The 13,905-nt window shown below is 56.9% G+C and carries 16 protein-coding genes; 10 read left to right on the top strand and 6 right to left on the bottom strand.

Going from position 1 to position 13,905, the window contains the following annotated elements:
• Nucleotides 1-90 precede the first annotated feature (90 nt).
• The 5 genes from tsaD to I9188_RS09455 all read left to right on the top strand — a co-directional run bounded on the left by tsaD (nt 91) and on the right by I9188_RS09455 (nt 4,284).
• Nucleotides 91-1,188: a tRNA (adenosine(37)-N6)-threonylcarbamoyltransferase complex transferase subunit TsaD gene (gene tsaD, locus I9188_RS09435; RefSeq protein ID WP_209505224.1), complete on the top strand. Its 1,098-nt coding sequence runs from the start codon at nt 91-93 to the stop codon at nt 1,186-1,188.
• Nucleotides 1,185-2,147, top strand: coding sequence for an NAD(P)H-dependent glycerol-3-phosphate dehydrogenase (locus tag I9188_RS09440; RefSeq protein WP_209505225.1), 963 nt, complete (start codon nt 1,185-1,187; stop codon nt 2,145-2,147). Before tsaD ends, I9188_RS09440 begins: the two co-directional genes overlap by 4 nt.
• A gap of 1 nt (nt 2,148) precedes the next feature.
• Nucleotides 2,149-2,418 carry a YciI family protein gene (locus I9188_RS09445; protein ID WP_209505226.1) on the top strand — a complete coding sequence of 90 codons (270 nt, stop codon included), beginning with the start codon at nt 2,149-2,151 and terminating at the stop codon, nt 2,416-2,418.
• A complete protein-coding gene (locus tag I9188_RS09450; RefSeq protein ID WP_209505227.1) occupies nt 2,418-2,840 on the top strand; it encodes an EVE domain-containing protein in 423 nt (140 codons plus the stop codon). Before I9188_RS09445 ends, I9188_RS09450 begins: the two co-directional genes overlap by 1 nt.
• Nucleotides 2,841-3,000: 160 nt before the next feature.
• Nucleotides 3,001-4,284, top strand: a complete 1,284-nt coding sequence (locus I9188_RS09455; RefSeq protein ID WP_209505228.1) for a hypothetical protein — start codon at nt 3,001-3,003, stop codon at nt 4,282-4,284.
• A 219-nt stretch (nt 4,285-4,503) separates the two neighbouring features.
• On the opposite strand, the gene I9188_RS09460 is transcribed toward I9188_RS09455, so the two are convergent.
• The 4 genes from I9188_RS09460 to I9188_RS09475 all read right to left on the bottom strand — a co-directional run bounded on the left by I9188_RS09460 (nt 4,504) and on the right by I9188_RS09475 (nt 7,551).
• Nucleotides 4,504-4,845, bottom strand: a complete 342-nt coding sequence (locus tag I9188_RS09460; RefSeq protein WP_209505229.1) for a DUF2853 family protein — start codon at nt 4,843-4,845, stop codon at nt 4,504-4,506.
• A 137-nt stretch (nt 4,846-4,982) separates the two neighbouring features.
• Nucleotides 4,983-5,732 carry an extensin family protein gene (locus tag I9188_RS09465; protein WP_209505230.1) on the bottom strand — a complete coding sequence of 250 codons (750 nt, stop codon included), beginning with the start codon at nt 5,730-5,732 and terminating at the stop codon, nt 4,983-4,985.
• A 13-nt stretch (nt 5,733-5,745) separates the two neighbouring features.
• Entirely contained in the window at nt 5,746-7,134 is a 1,389-nt protein-coding gene (ahcY, locus tag I9188_RS09470; RefSeq protein WP_209505231.1) for an adenosylhomocysteinase, read from the bottom strand.
• Nucleotides 7,135-7,236: 102 nt separating this feature from the next.
• The gene (locus I9188_RS09475) at nt 7,237-7,551 is read right to left on the bottom strand and encodes a hypothetical protein (protein WP_209505232.1); all 315 of its coding nucleotides are present in this window, start codon (nt 7,549-7,551) and stop codon (nt 7,237-7,239) included.
• A 206-nt stretch (nt 7,552-7,757) separates the two neighbouring features.
• Between I9188_RS09475 and I9188_RS09480 the strand changes: the two genes are divergently transcribed.
• The 3 genes from I9188_RS09480 to I9188_RS09490 all read left to right on the top strand — a co-directional run bounded on the left by I9188_RS09480 (nt 7,758) and on the right by I9188_RS09490 (nt 9,337).
• Nucleotides 7,758-8,351 carry an HD family hydrolase gene (locus I9188_RS09480; protein WP_209505233.1) on the top strand — a complete coding sequence of 198 codons (594 nt, stop codon included), beginning with the start codon at nt 7,758-7,760 and terminating at the stop codon, nt 8,349-8,351.
• A 125-nt stretch (nt 8,352-8,476) separates the two neighbouring features.
• A complete protein-coding gene (locus I9188_RS09485; protein WP_209505234.1) occupies nt 8,477-9,067 on the top strand; it encodes a Crp/Fnr family transcriptional regulator in 591 nt (196 codons plus the stop codon).
• Nucleotides 9,068-9,142: 75 nt separating this feature from the next.
• Complete coding sequence (locus I9188_RS09490) at nt 9,143-9,337, top strand: DUF2892 domain-containing protein (RefSeq protein ID WP_209505286.1); 195 nt, start codon at nt 9,143-9,145, stop codon at nt 9,335-9,337.
• 212 nt (nt 9,338-9,549) lie between these two features.
• On the opposite strand, the gene I9188_RS09495 is transcribed toward I9188_RS09490, so the two are convergent.
• The gene (locus I9188_RS09495; RefSeq protein ID WP_050604676.1) at nt 9,550-10,104 is read right to left on the bottom strand and encodes an ActR/PrrA/RegA family redox response regulator transcription factor; all 555 of its coding nucleotides are present in this window, start codon (nt 10,102-10,104) and stop codon (nt 9,550-9,552) included.
• Nucleotides 10,105-10,185: 81 nt separating this feature from the next.
• Complete coding sequence (locus I9188_RS09500) at nt 10,186-10,812, bottom strand: SCO family protein (protein WP_209505235.1); 627 nt, start codon at nt 10,810-10,812, stop codon at nt 10,186-10,188.
• A gap of 90 nt (nt 10,813-10,902) precedes the next feature.
• On the opposite strand from I9188_RS09500, the gene I9188_RS09505 reads away from it, so the two are divergent.
• Both I9188_RS09505 and I9188_RS09510 read left to right on the top strand, forming a co-directional pair.
• On the top strand, nt 10,903-12,300 hold the full coding sequence (locus I9188_RS09505; RefSeq protein ID WP_209505236.1) for a sensor histidine kinase RegB: 1,398 nt from the start codon (nt 10,903-10,905) through the stop codon (nt 12,298-12,300).
• 66 nt (nt 12,301-12,366) lie between these two features.
• Nucleotides 12,367-13,872 (top strand): PAS-domain containing protein, encoded by a 1,506-nt coding sequence (locus I9188_RS09510; RefSeq protein WP_209505238.1) that lies wholly within the window; start codon nt 12,367-12,369, stop codon nt 13,870-13,872.
• The last annotated feature ends 33 nt before the right edge of the window (nt 13,873-13,905 follow it).

Consider the following 13,905-nt stretch of genomic DNA (forward strand, 5'->3'; position numbering starts at 1 on the left):
ACAACGTGTGGCGCCTTGACCCTTCAGGATTGTTTGCATCCGCGCAGGGTGATACCCCGCCGTATATACATGATGCAACGGATCAGGGTGATGGTGCAAACACTTACCGTATTGGGTTTGGAAAGCAGCTGTGACGACACAGCCGCAGCCGTCGTGCGCCAGACCAAGGGTGCCAAAGCCGAAATCCTGTCTTCTGTGGTGCACGGTCAAACCGATCTGCACAGCGCCTTTGGCGGCGTCGTGCCCGAGATTGCAGCCCGTGCGCATGCCGAAAAGCTGGATGTCTGCGTTGTGCAGGCGCTGGACGCTGCTGGTCTGTCGCTGCGCGACATGGACGCTATTGCCGTCACCGCCGGGCCCGGTCTGATCGGAGGGGTCATGTCCGGTGTCATGTGCGCCAAGGGGCTGAGTGCGGCTACGGGCCTGCCGTTGATTGGCGTCAATCATCTTGCAGGTCACGCCCTGACGCCCCGCCTGACGGACGACATCGCCTTCCCTTACCTCATGCTTCTGGTGTCGGGCGGCCATTGCCAATACCTGATCGCCCATGGCCCCGAGCAGTTTACCCGCCTGGGCGGCACCATCGACGATGCGCCAGGGGAAGCTTTTGACAAGACCGCTCGCCTGCTGGGCCTGCCGCAACCCGGCGGCCCGTCTGTCGAGGTTGAAGCCCGTGATGGCAACGCCCAGCGGTTCCGCTTTCCCAGGCCACTGCTGGACCGGCCCGGCAGTGACTTGTCTTTCTCGGGGCTGAAAACAGCGCTGATGCGGATGCGCGACCAGATCGTGGCCGACAAAGGTGGACTGACCCGTCAGGACCGTGCTGATCTGTGCGCAGGATTCCAGCAGGCCATAGTGGACACATTGGCCGAGAAAACCCGCCGCGCGATTGATCTGTACCTTGATCACAACCCTGTTGATCCCGTTGTCGCGGTCGCAGGTGGGGTAGCAGCGAATTCGGCTATTCGGACGGCGTTAGAGTCTGTTTGCGCCCAGAAAGGCGCCCGATTCACGGCACCTCCGCTGGCTTTGTGCACGGACAATGCCGCGATGATTGCCTATGCGGGCCTCGAACGCTTTCGCGCCGGCGCGCGCGACGGTCTGGACCTGACTGCCCGCCCCCGCTGGCCGCTGGATCAACACAGCCCGGCAATGCTGGGCAGCGGTAAGAAAGGGGCCAAGGCATGAACGTCTCTGTCCTGGGATCCGGTGCGTTTGGGACCGCTTTGGCGATCTCGCTGTCAGGCAGCGGGCCGGTAACACTGTGGTCCAGAAACGCGGATCAGGCGCGGCAGATGCATAAGACGCGCGAAAACTCCACCCGGCTGCCCGGTGTTTCCTTACCCATGAACATCGCCGTAACGGCACATATCGCTGAAGCGTCGAAAGCTGACATTCTGCTTTTGGCCGTTCCCATGCAGCAATTGCGTAGCGCTTTGCAGGATCACGCCCCGGTGCTGCACGGCAAGACACTGGTCGCTTGCTGTAAGGGGATAGAGTTGGATTCTGGCCTCGGGCCCGTTGCGGTCATCAGGGATGTTGTCCACGATGCCCCGATCGCTTTGCTGACAGGACCCAGTTTTGCTGATGACATAGCGCGAGGCTTGCCCACTGCGTTAACGCTGGCTTGCGGTGATACGAATCTTGGCAAAGCTTTGCAGACCGAGCTGGCCACTGCGAATCTGCGCCTCTATCGGACCACTGACACCATAGGTGCTGAACTTGGCGGGGCGCTGAAGAACATCATGGCCATCGGTTGCGGCGCAGCAATCGGTGCGGGGCTGGGGGACAGCGCCCGTGCCGCGTTGATGACTCGCGGTTTTGCGGAAATGCAGCGCTTTGCCGCCCTGCGTGGCGCGCGCCCTGACACCCTGATGGGCTTGTCCGGGCTTGGAGATCTGGTGTTGACCTGTTCCTCAGAGCTGTCCCGAAACTACCGTTTTGGTCTTAGTTTGGGTCTGAACCAACCATTTAACCAACATACTACTGTCGAAGGCGTTGCCACCGCGCGAGCTATGTCAGAGATTGCCGTCAAAGAAGGGCTGGACATGCCCATCAGTACAACTGTGGCGGATCTGAGCCATGGTGCCTACAGTGTGACCGAGGCCATCCAAAACCTGCTCAATCGCCCACTCAAGGAGGAATAACATGCTGATCGCACTCATCGCCCGTGACAAAGCCGGGGCGCTGCAAACCCGATTGAACAATCGCGCGGCCCATCTAGCCTATATCGAAGAAACGGGTGTTGTATCGCAGGCAGGGCCGCTGCTGGATGGCGACGCTATGATCGGTTCGCTGGTTGTGCTCGACGTCGAAGATCTGGCTGCCGCGCAAAACTGGGCAGATAATGACCCCTATGCGAAGGCGGGATTGTTCCAGTCGGTTGAGCTGATTCCCTGGAAAAAGGTAATCGGCTGATGGCGTATTGGCTTTTCAAGTCCGAACCTTCGACCTGGAGCTGGGAACAGCAAATGGCCAAGGGGGATAAGGGCGAGGAATGGGACGGTGTGCGCAACTATCAGGCGCGCAATTTCATGCGTCAGATGGCCATTGGGGATTGGGGGTTCTTCTACCACTCTCAAAAGGACAAATCGGTTGTGGGTATTGTCGAGGTATGCGCCGAGGCACATCCCGACAGTTCCACCGATGATGAGCGCTGGGAATGCGTGGATATCAAGGCCGTCCGGTCCTTTTCCAAGCCCGTGACACTGGACCAGATAAAGGCCGACGAACGGCTTGCCGACATGGTGCTGGTGAAAAACTCTCGTTTGTCGGTGCAGCCGGTAACTGACGATCAATGGAAGGCGATCTGCGCCTTGGGTGAAACGCAGCCGGATTGACCTGCCGACCCGTATCAGGTGCAAATCTTCTCAAACGTCCGGCAAGGTGTTATGTTTCCAAGGGTTACGCCGGGTGGGGACCTGAACGTTATGATTGCTCTGGTCGTAACCGCTTGGTGTTGTTCGGATAAATTCGATATGTTTTGAAAGTTTGAACCCCGTGTCTGACAACGAAAACGGCAACGGGACGCTCGATAACACCGTTGCTGCGAAAAGCACGAAAACCTGGGAAGCGCGCCTGAAAGAAGCGCGGGAAAAACGCGCGTCAGTGCTTGCGAAGGCGCAGGAAGAACCTGTTTCGACATCTGTCCAGACAGACAAACCTCCCCCGCCGGATGATACAGATACTGAGCAGATCGTTTCCGAGCGGGTCCGCTCGCTAAATCTGGACAAACCGCGCGTCAGAAAAAAAAGGAAAACTCGGGTTGCGTTAGTACTGGTTGCCCTTTTGTGTGGGGCCGCCTTGCAATGGGTCATTGCAAATCTTTTAGATGAGTGGCCGCCCGCAGATGCAGAAGACCAGGCCGTTCTGAATGCGCTTTCTGAAACCTTTCTGGTCCCCGAAGAACAGCCTGAGGCTGCAACCACCAGCATGCCGGACGCAAAAGACGCCCCTACGCCAGAGGATCTGTTGGTTTCGGGGCCTCCTGAGCCCGAGCCTCATTCAATCCCCGCCGACGTCAGCGAACCCTTGGACGAGCCAAATAGCCGGTCAGTCGATCCGGTAACTTTGGATCAATCCGATGTAACCCCTTCCCAGGAAACGGAAAGCGCTGTCATGCCGGAAAGCGAGTTTACAACCGGCCCGAATCCTGAAGCGGCAACGGAGAAGCCGGAGATTTCCTTAACACCGCCCAGGATTTTCATTCCGGCCCAGTTGGAACCCACGTTGGCCGTCACAACTGCTTCAGACATTCATACCGCGATTCCGGCCTGGTATGATTCACGACTTCGCAATCCCAATCCGCTGAACAAGGGCGGATTGTCGCAAGTGTCGCAGATAGCCCATGATCCTATTCCGCCAGAGATCGATACACCCGCCAATCGGCCCTACACCGAGGTGAAACCGCTGCCTGTGACTCCGGTCATTGATCTTGAGGTCTCGCTTTTTGTACCGTCGAGAGTTTCGCAAGAGACCAGCAACCGGGCGTTGGAACTGCTTGCCCGAAGTCAGGCAACAGTGGTGGCAACAGCTCGGGTGGGATACCGGGTCCGAGAAACCCAGGTCCGGTTTTACCATCCCGATGACGCCGAAAACGCTGCCATGGCCGCCGATGCACTTGGGGGTATCGCACGGGATTTCACAAGCTCGGGCAGCAAGACGCGCCCCGGGCGGATCGAGGTTTATCTGGAAGGCAGCGGCGGAAATGTGGACGACAATTCTACGGTTCAACCTGACAACGCAGAAAGCCTCATCGCGCGTATTTTGAGAGAGTTCAGATGATAAATGAGGGAAGGTTCTGACGATACAGAACCTTCCCTACCCCCGCGTGCTCCCTACTCACCACACGCGTATGGAAATGTCTGGTTCTGACCGTCCTGGTCACGGTTTGACCTTAACCCAACCGCACCCGGCGTTTCAAACGCCAAGTCCTTAAAAAACAACTCAAATACAAAACGCCTGCCGGGTAGACGACAAGCGTTTAAGGAATGCGCGGTAAGATCAGCCGTAAACGGCTTCTTTTCCGAAATGCTTGGTCAGCATGTAATAAACCACGGCGCGGTATTTGTTGCGCTCAGACATGCCATAGGTTTCCATAGCTTTGTTGATCGCTGCCATCAGCTCGGGGCCATCTGACAGGCCCAGTTTCTTGATCAGGAAGTTATTCTTGACGGTTTCCAATTCGGACTCCTGGCTGGCTGCAACAGTTGCCGCATCTGCGTCATAGATCGCCGGGCCGCAACCGATTGTGACCTTGGTCAACAGGTTCATATCGGGGTTCATCCCACATTTGTTCTTCAGATCTTCAGCGTATTTGGCGATCAACTCGTCGCGCTTGCCCATGTCCCAATCTCCTTTATCCGTTAATCCGGCACCAATCACCGATAGCCGAGACTAGACGTGTCACAGGTCAGCCCAAAAGGATAAAATATCGCGTTTCCTCCCCCTTAACCGGGGCTGGAATGCACAGGATGCAAGACCTATCTGCAATACCCCCAGCCCGAACCTTGCAGGTGAAAATGGTCCGCGTGCAAGCGATTGAAGTCCGGGCCCAGAACCACACGAAACCAGTCGCACGCGCCCCGCCAGATTTTCCGCAGAAATGCAGGTTCGGGTCCGGTGCCCTGCCAGTTATTTAACAGGGTCAGCACGCGGCCATCGGTCGTCACCACACCGATGATATCGATCGAGTCCGCACGGGCATGGCTGCTCCATCCATTGTTTTCACCCTGCAGGGTGCGCATGCGCCTGCAATTGTAACTTCCGACATGGCGCAATCGGGCAATACCGGTTCCAAGCAGTTCGTGCGCGGCCGGCTGCACGACATGGTGTTCCCACATCGCCAGCCGCAATGTTGTGGCGCAACTGGTTTCGATGGCTTCGATATGCGAGGTAGCCAGTCGGGTCAGAAGGCCGCGTGCGGCAATGCCACAGCTCTGATCAACGACCAGATCCTCCATCGCCTCGAAATGAACGCCCGCTTCGGCCAACGTAGCCCGACACTGGGTTTCATCCGCCACGGTGCGGTTCAGTTGATATCGGGTGACCGGCGTCACCGGTGCGCTGACCTTCAGGTCGCGCAACGGGTTCCAGTGCGATGGCACAGGTGTCTTTGGATGCGCCAACAGCACCCAGCCGCCGCCGCCCAGCACGATCACCACAACCAAAATCCTGAAAACGAAGAACGCCGCCAAGTAAAGAAACCGGCGGCGTCCGTTATTCTGTGTCATCGTCAGACGACAATCAGTAGCGATAGTGTTCCGGCTTGTACGGACCTTCTGGCTTGACGCCAATATAAGCGGCCTGATCCGCATCCATCTGCGTCAGCTTCACTCCGATGCGATCCAGATGCAGGCGGGCTACTTTTTCGTCCAGATGCTTGGGCAGGATGTAGACCTTGTTCTCGTACTGGTCACCTTTGGTGAACAGCTCGATCTGTGCCAGAACCTGGTTAGTGAACGAGGCCGACATCACGAAAGACGGGTGACCTGTGGCGTTACCAAGATTCAGCAGACGGCCTTCTGACAGCAGGATCAGACGGTTGCCCGAAGGCATCTCGATCATGTCCACCTGCTCCTTGATGTTCGTCCACTTGTGGTTCTTCAGGCTGGCCACCTGAATCTCGTTGTCGAAGTGACCGATATTGCCGACGATGGCCATGTCCTTCATCTCGCGCATATGCTCAATGCGGATCACGTCCTTGTTGCCGGTGGTGGTGATGAAGATATCCGCGCTGTCAACTTCGTCTTCCAGCAAGGTCACTTCGAACCCGTCCATCGCAGCCTGCAGCGCGCAGATCGGGTCAACTTCGGTCACCTTCACGCGCGCACCTGCACCACGCAAGCTGGCGGCCGAGCCCTTGCCCACGTCGCCATAGCCGCAAACCACAGCAACCTTACCGGCCATCATGGTGTCGGTGGCGCGGCGGATACCATCGACTAGCGATTCCTTGCAGCCGTATTTGTTGTCGAATTTCGACTTTGTGACCGAGTCATTCACGTTGATCGCCGGGAACGGCAGGTGGCCGTCTTTCACCAGCTGATACAGACGGTTCACGCCGGTGGTGGTTTCCTCGGACACACCCTGAATCTGATCACGCATCTTGGTGAACCAACCGGGGCTGGCCGCCATGCGCTTGGCGATCTGCTTCTTGATCACCTCTTCCTCTTCCGAACCCGGAACTGGGATGATGTCTTCGCCCGCTTCGGCACGTGCGCCCAGCAGGATGTACAGGGTCGCGTCGCCACCATCGTCAAGGATCATGTTCGGGCCGTCTTCGAACAGGAAGGATTTATCCAGGTAATCCCAATGCTCTTCCAGTGTTTGACCCTTGATGGCGAAGACAGGAATGCCCGCCTCGGCAATCGCGGCGGCGGCATGGTCCTGCGTCGAGAAGATGTTGCACGACGCCCAGCGCACATCCGCACCCAACGCCACCAACGTTTCGATCAGAACACCGGTCTGGATGGTCATGTGCAGCGATCCAACGATACGCGCACCTGTCAGAGGCTTGCTTTCCCCATATTCCGCACGCAGGGACATCAGTCCCGGCATCTCGGTTTCGGCAATATCCAATTCCTTGCGGCCGAACCCGGCCAGCGAAATGTCTTTAACGATATAGTCCACGGCCATCAGGCGCTCCATTTTCGGTAAGTCACAGTCCCGGCTGCCCCTAACATTCCTTGGGGCAGGTGGCAACTTTGAAGACAATTACCGGAAGCCTGGTGGCCGCTTTCAGCTTGGCGTGCCTTCGACTTTTATCTTTGGTATCGCTTCAAAAAAATCGGTGCCAACGGCAACAATACAACTGATCCCGTTCGCATTGGTTACCAAAACGGTATAACTGCCCGTTTCCTTCGAGGCCCAGACTTCCATCACCGACTGTGCGCTGCGTGTCTTTTGCAAACCACCAAAGGCCAATTCTTCGGCGTAGTTTTCCTGCAATTTGGTGACAATGTCGTCGCGTTCCGCGCAACTCCGGGCAAAAGCTGGCGGGGCGGTCGCGGCCATTCCAAAGGTCAGGGCAATGGCGAATAAACGCTTGAACATGACAAACTCCTATCGTTTCGCGTTTCACAGTCGAGAGGAGCACACCGGGAGAAGCATGTGCCCCCCTCGGTTTTGATGTCGGGATCATGGCGCGCCGTTTCAAAGCACAAATGCTCAAGAAACTGTTGGCAGCAAGTGATCCAGACAGGTACATCATAACACAAAAATATGGCGCAATCGCGTCCGGTCAGGCGAGGCATAGCAAAATGGCAACACAACCCAGAGCATGGCAGCGCATGTTATCGGGGCGTCGGCTGGACTTGCTGGACCCGACCCCGGTGGATATCGAGATCGAAGATATCGCGCATGGGCTTGCTTTTGTGGCGCGTTGGAACGGGCAGACACGCGGCGATTTCGCCTATTCCGTCGCCGAGCACTCCCTGTTGGTTGAGGAGCTCTTCGGCAGAATTGCCCCCAAGACACCCGTCAAATGGCGGTTGGCAGCCCTGTTACATGACGCGCCGGAATACGTGATTGGTGACATGATTTCCCCGGTCAAATCCGCTGTGGGCCCCGGTTACGGCGCCTTGGACGACCGGCTGGCGGCGGCGATCCACATTCGGTTCGGCCTGCCCGCTGAGGTGCCAAAAGCGGTGAAACGGCAGATCAAGAAGGCCGACAAGATCAGTGCCTGGATGGAGGCCACCCAGATCGCGGGCTTTTCCGAGGCAGAGGCAACGAAATTCTTTGGTCGCCCGGATAAAGCGGTGATGGAGGGATTGGAGATCACGCTGAGACCACCAGTTAAGGTGCGGCGGGCATTCTCTGATCGGTATAAAGCGTTGTTAGCTCGGCTCTAGGATGCACTATGGGAACTGTGTCGGCTTCGAATCCAACCGGCACACGAGAAGAATCTAAGGCGATCCGGCTTGAATTGATCAATCCACAAGTTTCTAATCTTCGGGTATCTGGGAGATTTGCGAGAATGAGTGTCCTCCGCAGTTTTGCCGCGCCACGGGGCGCAACAATCTTTCAACCAGGTCAACCATGTCCAGGCTTCATCATTCTGTCAGAAGGATCAATTCGTGTAACACTTACAGGCCCCAGCGGACGGGAAGTGGTCCTATATCGTGTCACACCGGGCGACGTATGCCTCCAGACTTTGTCATGCCTGATAAAGGACGAGGCCTACGGTGCCGAAGGTGTTGCAGAGACCGACCTGACCGGGCAAATCGTGCTGGCTCACGAGTTTCGAAAGAAGCTCGCCGAGGACGCTGAGTTCCGAGATATGATTATGTTGTCCGTTTCCTCGCGGTTTTCGGAGTACCAGCAGTTGATTGAAGATGTGGCGCTCACAAGCTTCGATGCGCGGCTCGCCAAGGCGTTGATAAGGCTTGCGTCTTCAGACAGTAGGGTGAAGGCAACCCACTCCGAACTGGCAAGCGAAACAGCCTCAGGCCGCGCCTACGTGTCTCGCAGATTGGCGGAGTTCGCGAAGAAAGGCTGGGTAAAGCAGCATGAGGACGGCATCGCTATACTCGATCGCAAGGAACTGGAACATGTTGCCGCAGGTTAGCGGTGACTCTGTCACCGTCTCTCGGCGACGCAACAGGTTAGAGTTGCGCGACAATCAACCAAGGAGGATTTAATGATGTCCAGAAATGAGGGAACACTTGATCGCACACTGCGTATCATTCTTGGCCTTGTGCTGCTGTCTTTGATCTTTGTCGGCCCTCAGACGATGTGGGGGCTTATCGGCATCATCCCACTTATCACAGGTCTGGTTGGCGTTTGCCCGATCTATTCCGCGTTAGGGATCAAGACGTGCAGCGTGAAAACGAACTAATGGAAGCTGCATATCTCGGTATTGGGGGCGACGCCACGCCCTCATAGATGCTCAAGCTGAAGCCAGTTCACATTGGCGTCGGCGTGCCAAATGGACCGAGGGCGATCTCAGAATCTTGCGGACCTCGTAGGTCCGCTTCGTCCCGAAAAGCAGACCCGACTGGCATCGTCTGAACAAAACCCTGTTTCAGATTGAACCAAAATCGTTTGTGCTTACCGCGGGCTGCGTTTCGCTAGTATCCGCTGCAAGGTCCGGCGGTGCATGTTCAGCCGCCGTGCGGTCTCACTGACATTCCGGTCGCACAGCTCATAAACCCGCTGGATGTGCTCCCAACGCACGCGGTCCGCGCTCATCGGGTTTTCCGGCGGCGGGGGCAATTCGTCACCCTTGGCCAGCAGCGCATTGGTGATGTCGGTGGCGTCGGCGGGTTTCGACAGATAATCGGTTGCGCCGATTTTTACAGCGGCGACTGCGGTCGCAATCGCCCCGTACCCGGTCAGAACCACAACCCGGCTGTCAGGGCGCTTTTCGCGCAGAACCTCAACCACATCCAGACCGTTGCCATCCTCCAGTCGCAAGTCAACAACTGCGTAAGCCGGTGGGCGGGCGGTGGAAATTGCGCGACCTGCGGCGACGGATCCTGCGGTTTCAACCTCGAACCCTCGCTTTTCCATGGCCTTGGCCAAACGTCTCAGGAACGGCTCGTCATCATCCACCAAAAGCAAGGATTTGTCAGGGCCGATATCAAGCTGAGAACTGTCTGCCATATGTTAGGTCTTTCCGCTATTTCATGCCTTTGGCTTAAACATGAGTAATAGCAGCGCAGAAACAAAGGTCAAACAACCTTGTTAAGGCGCGGCCTGGTCCAGAAAGCACCCGACCTTGTCCGCCATCTGTTCGGCAGTGTCATCGCGCTTGAAGAATTCAAGGAAACCATGTTCGGGCGTCACCAGATAGGTGAAGGTGGAATGGTCAACAAGGTAGAATTCGTCGCTTTTATCCTGTGCCTTGTAATAGGTCTTGTAAGCCTTGCTCGCCGCCCTGACCTGTTCGGGCGAACCGGTCAACGCAATCGTCTTGCCGCCAAGATTGAAGGCATAATCATCCACAACCTCGGGCGTGTCCCGTTCGGGATCGATCGAGATGAACAGCGCCGTTGCCGACTGCCCGCGCTGGTTCAGGATATCCACGGCCTCAACATTGCGGGACATGTCAAACGGGCAGACATCGGGGCAGAATGTATAGCCGAAATAGACAAGTGTGGGTTCGGTGATCACGTCTTTGTCGGTCACCGTCTCACCCTTGCCATTCACCAGTTCAAACGGCCCGCCGATAGCAGCGGTCCCCCCGGCGATCTGCCCGGATCGGCACTGTGCAAACTGGTTGCCGGAACCGCCCCCACGCGTCAAAAGCCACATCGCACCAAGACCGATGGCCAGAACGAGAGTTGCAAGAATTGCGTATAGGCGGGTCATTTCGGTTTTCCGGTCGCAAGGAGTTGTTGATCGTTCCGGCCGGGACACCTAACAAGATGACCAGCCTTTGCAACAGGACATAAGCGACCGATGGCAGATTCCAATCAGACTTTTTGGCGCGGCCAGGAACGCAGCAGCTGGATCCGCCTGCGCACCCTGATCCTGTTGCGATGGGTTGCTATTTTTGGTCAGATCACCGCCATCACCGTGGCCCAGCAATACTATCACGTGCAGCTGGAACTGGGCCTGTGTTATCTGGCCATCGGGATCTCGGTGATGGGTAACCTGACTGCCATTCTGTTGTTTCCACAGAACAAGCGGATGTCCGAGTTCGAAAACTTCCTGATGGTTTTGTTCGACCTGCTGCAACTGTCGATCTTGCTGTATCTGACGGGCGGGCTGAATAACCCCTTTGCGCTTCTGCTTTTGGGGCCGGTCACAATTTCCGCCAATGTGATGAGCACACGGTCGACCTTGATTGTCGGGGCTGTTGCGATTGTTCTGACCACTCTGCTGGCGGAATTCCACCTGCCGCTGCGGACCAACGTCGGGGTGGTTTTGGACATTCCGGAAATCCTGCTGTTTGGCAACTGGGCTGCTATCATTATCGCCATCGTCTTTATCGGTGCTTATTCTCACCGCGTCAGTTCCGAGGTTCAGTCCATGTCCGAAGCGCTGGCTGCCACCCATATGGCACTGGCGCGCGAGCAAAAGCTGACCGATCTTGGCGGCGTGGTCGCCGCCGCCGCGCACGAGCTGGGCACCCCTTTGGCCACGATCAAACTGACGAGTGCGGAACTGATCGAAGAGCTGGATGACCGTCCCGACCTCAAGGAAGACGCCGCCTTGATCCGCGAACAGGCTGATCGGTGCCGCGACATTCTGCGCGATATGGGTCGTGCCGGAAAAGATGACCTGCATTTGCGGCAGGCTCCGCTTTCAACGGTGGTGAACGAAGCCGCCGAGCCACATGTTGACCGGGGCAAGGTCGTTCATTTTTCGGAAGGCCCGGTGCAGGACGGAGACGTGCTGCAACCCTCGATCCTGCGAAAGCCCGAGATTATTCACGGGCTTCGCAACCTGATCCAGAATGCCGTGGACTTTGCCCGCGCGAATGTCTGGGTCGAAGCCGAATGGACAGACAGCAGGATCACCGTCAGCATCATGGATGACGGGCGAGGCTACCCGTCGCACATGATTGGACGCATCGGTGACCCCTTCATGCGCCGCAGACGGGCCGAAGCCGACCTGCGAACCCGCCCGGAATACGAAGGCATGGGGTTGGGACTGTTCATCGCAAAAACGTTGCTGGAGCGCAGCGGCGCCGAACTGAAATTCGCAAATGGCACGGATCCGTATCAGCGTCTGACCGATCAAAAAGACAGGACAGGTGCTATCGTCAAGGTCTCGTGGCCGCGCAATCTGATTGACGCGCAAAAGGGCGACACGCCGGTTCCATCCGGTTCCAACAAACGCATTCAGGTATGAGTTAAGGAGCCGTTAACTAATCCTGCCCATAGTCAGCCTGGGTTTGGTTCCACCTTGGGGATATTCATGGCCGACTGGATCATTCTGGCCGCGATCAGCCTGGTATCGGGATGCTTTGCCGTGCAGTGGTTATTGCCACGCCAGACGCGACGCGACGATGTCTTTGGTTTGTTTTCGACAACATCCCTGTTCGATGCGGTATTCCTGTTTGATGGTGATCACCTGATCAGCCACTCCGATATCGCGCTTGCCGGGTTCGAACATGTTGGAAGCTGGCAGGACTTGCGCCGCCTGCTGCAAAGGGATTTCCCCACCTTCCCCGAAACACCCGAAAAGGTTCGTGATCAAAATGTACTGGTAATCTCGGCCATTGATTGCACGGTGGAACGCGAAGTGGTGTGTGAATGGATCGACGGGATTGTCCGCGTGCGTCTGCACGAACCGGCCAGAATCGCTCCGACCGGGTCAAGCGCGCTGAGCGAACCGAGCCGTCTGGCCATGGAACAGGCCCCCTATCCGGTATGGTTGCTGGATCACAACAGCCAGGTGCAATGGTGCAATGCAGCTTATGTCACGCTTGTTCGCCGGGCCCGTGGTCAGGATGCCGATCTGACTGCCCCGCTTTTTCCGGACGCCTCTGATGCGCCGTCGCTCGGAAAATCAAGGGTGGCGGTGGATGTGACAGGAACCAACAGCAAGTTGTGGTTCGACCTGACGCAGATCGGGCAGGACGACGGGCGGTTATGTTACGCCACAGACATCAACGCCATTGTCGAAGCTGAAACTGCGCAACGCAAGTTCGTGCAGACCATGACCAAGACCTTTGCTCAACTTTCGATTGGCCTGGCCATTTTTGACCGCAACCGGCAACTGGCGCTGTTCAACCCAGCCCTGATCGATCTGACAACGCTGCCGCCGGATTTCCTCAACTGCCGCCCGAATATCAGCAGTTTCTTCGATCGGCTTCGGGATCAGCACATGATGCCAGAACCCAAGAACTACCGCACCTGGCGGCGTCAGATGAACGACCTGCTGGAAGCGGCCGAGGGCGGAAACTATCACGAAACATGGTCGCTTCCCTCTGGCTCGGTTTATTCTGTAAGCGGCAGGCCGCATCCCGATGGGGCCGTTGCGTTTCTGTTCGAAGATATTACTGCCGAAATCACGTTAACGCGCCGCTTCCGGTCCGAGATGGATCTGATGCAATCCATTTTGGACAAGCTGGCCGATGCAATCGCTGTATTTGCCGATGATGGAACCCTGGCCCTTACCAACTACGCCTACGAAAAGCTTTGGGGCAGCGCACAGGAAATCGGCTTTCAGACCGACACCATCACCGATGTCACGCGGCATTGGCAGGACCATTGTGTCGCTACGCCGATCCTTGGAGAGATCCGGGATTTTGTCGAAATGCGGGATAATCGGGCGGAATGGACGGCTGAAATCCGGATGCGGTCAGGTATCACTTTGGACTGCACGGTTTCACCGGTTCATAATGGTGCGACGATCGTGCGGTTTGCACCCGTGGATATTCTGACAAAAACAGCTCCGATGAAACAGATCAGCGCCTGAACCGGGGTTGCAGCCGATTAGGCAGAACGTCAT

Origin of the sequence: Ruegeria sp. HKCCSA071 (genome assembly GCF_017872555.1) — a bacterium.
GTDB lineage: Bacteria > Pseudomonadota > Alphaproteobacteria > Rhodobacterales > Rhodobacteraceae > Ruegeria.

Bases quoted from the DNA above. Each gene is read 5' to 3' on its own strand.
- tsaD (WP_209505224.1), top strand. From the start codon at position 91: ATGGTGCAAACACTTACCGTATTGGGTTTGGAAAGCAGCTGTGACGAC.
- I9188_RS09440 (WP_209505225.1), top strand. From the start codon at position 1,185: ATGAACGTCTCTGTCCTGGGATCCGGTGCGTTTGGGACCGCTTTGGCG.
- I9188_RS09445 (WP_209505226.1), top strand. From the start codon at position 2,149: ATGCTGATCGCACTCATCGCCCGTGACAAAGCCGGGGCGCTGCAAACC.
- I9188_RS09450 (WP_209505227.1), top strand. From the start codon at position 2,418: ATGGCGTATTGGCTTTTCAAGTCCGAACCTTCGACCTGGAGCTGGGAA.
- I9188_RS09460 (WP_209505229.1), bottom strand. From the start codon at position 4,845: ATGGGCAAGCGCGACGAGTTGATCGCCAAATACGCTGAAGATCTGAAG.
- I9188_RS09465 (WP_209505230.1), bottom strand. From the start codon at position 5,732: ATGACACAGAATAACGGACGCCGCCGGTTTCTTTACTTGGCGGCGTTC.
- ahcY (WP_209505231.1), bottom strand. From the start codon at position 7,134: ATGGCCGTGGACTATATCGTTAAAGACATTTCGCTGGCCGGGTTCGGC.
- I9188_RS09475 (WP_209505232.1), bottom strand. From the start codon at position 7,551: ATGTTCAAGCGTTTATTCGCCATTGCCCTGACCTTTGGAATGGCCGCG.
- I9188_RS09480 (WP_209505233.1), top strand. From the start codon at position 7,758: ATGGCAACACAACCCAGAGCATGGCAGCGCATGTTATCGGGGCGTCGG.
- I9188_RS09485 (WP_209505234.1), top strand. From the start codon at position 8,477: ATGAGTGTCCTCCGCAGTTTTGCCGCGCCACGGGGCGCAACAATCTTT.
- I9188_RS09490 (WP_209505286.1), top strand. From the start codon at position 9,143: ATGTCCAGAAATGAGGGAACACTTGATCGCACACTGCGTATCATTCTT.
- I9188_RS09495 (WP_050604676.1), bottom strand. From the start codon at position 10,104: ATGGCAGACAGTTCTCAGCTTGATATCGGCCCTGACAAATCCTTGCTT.
- I9188_RS09500 (WP_209505235.1), bottom strand. From the start codon at position 10,812: ATGACCCGCCTATACGCAATTCTTGCAACTCTCGTTCTGGCCATCGGT.
- I9188_RS09505 (WP_209505236.1), top strand. From the start codon at position 10,903: ATGGCAGATTCCAATCAGACTTTTTGGCGCGGCCAGGAACGCAGCAGC.
- I9188_RS09510 (WP_209505238.1), top strand. From the start codon at position 12,367: ATGGCCGACTGGATCATTCTGGCCGCGATCAGCCTGGTATCGGGATGC.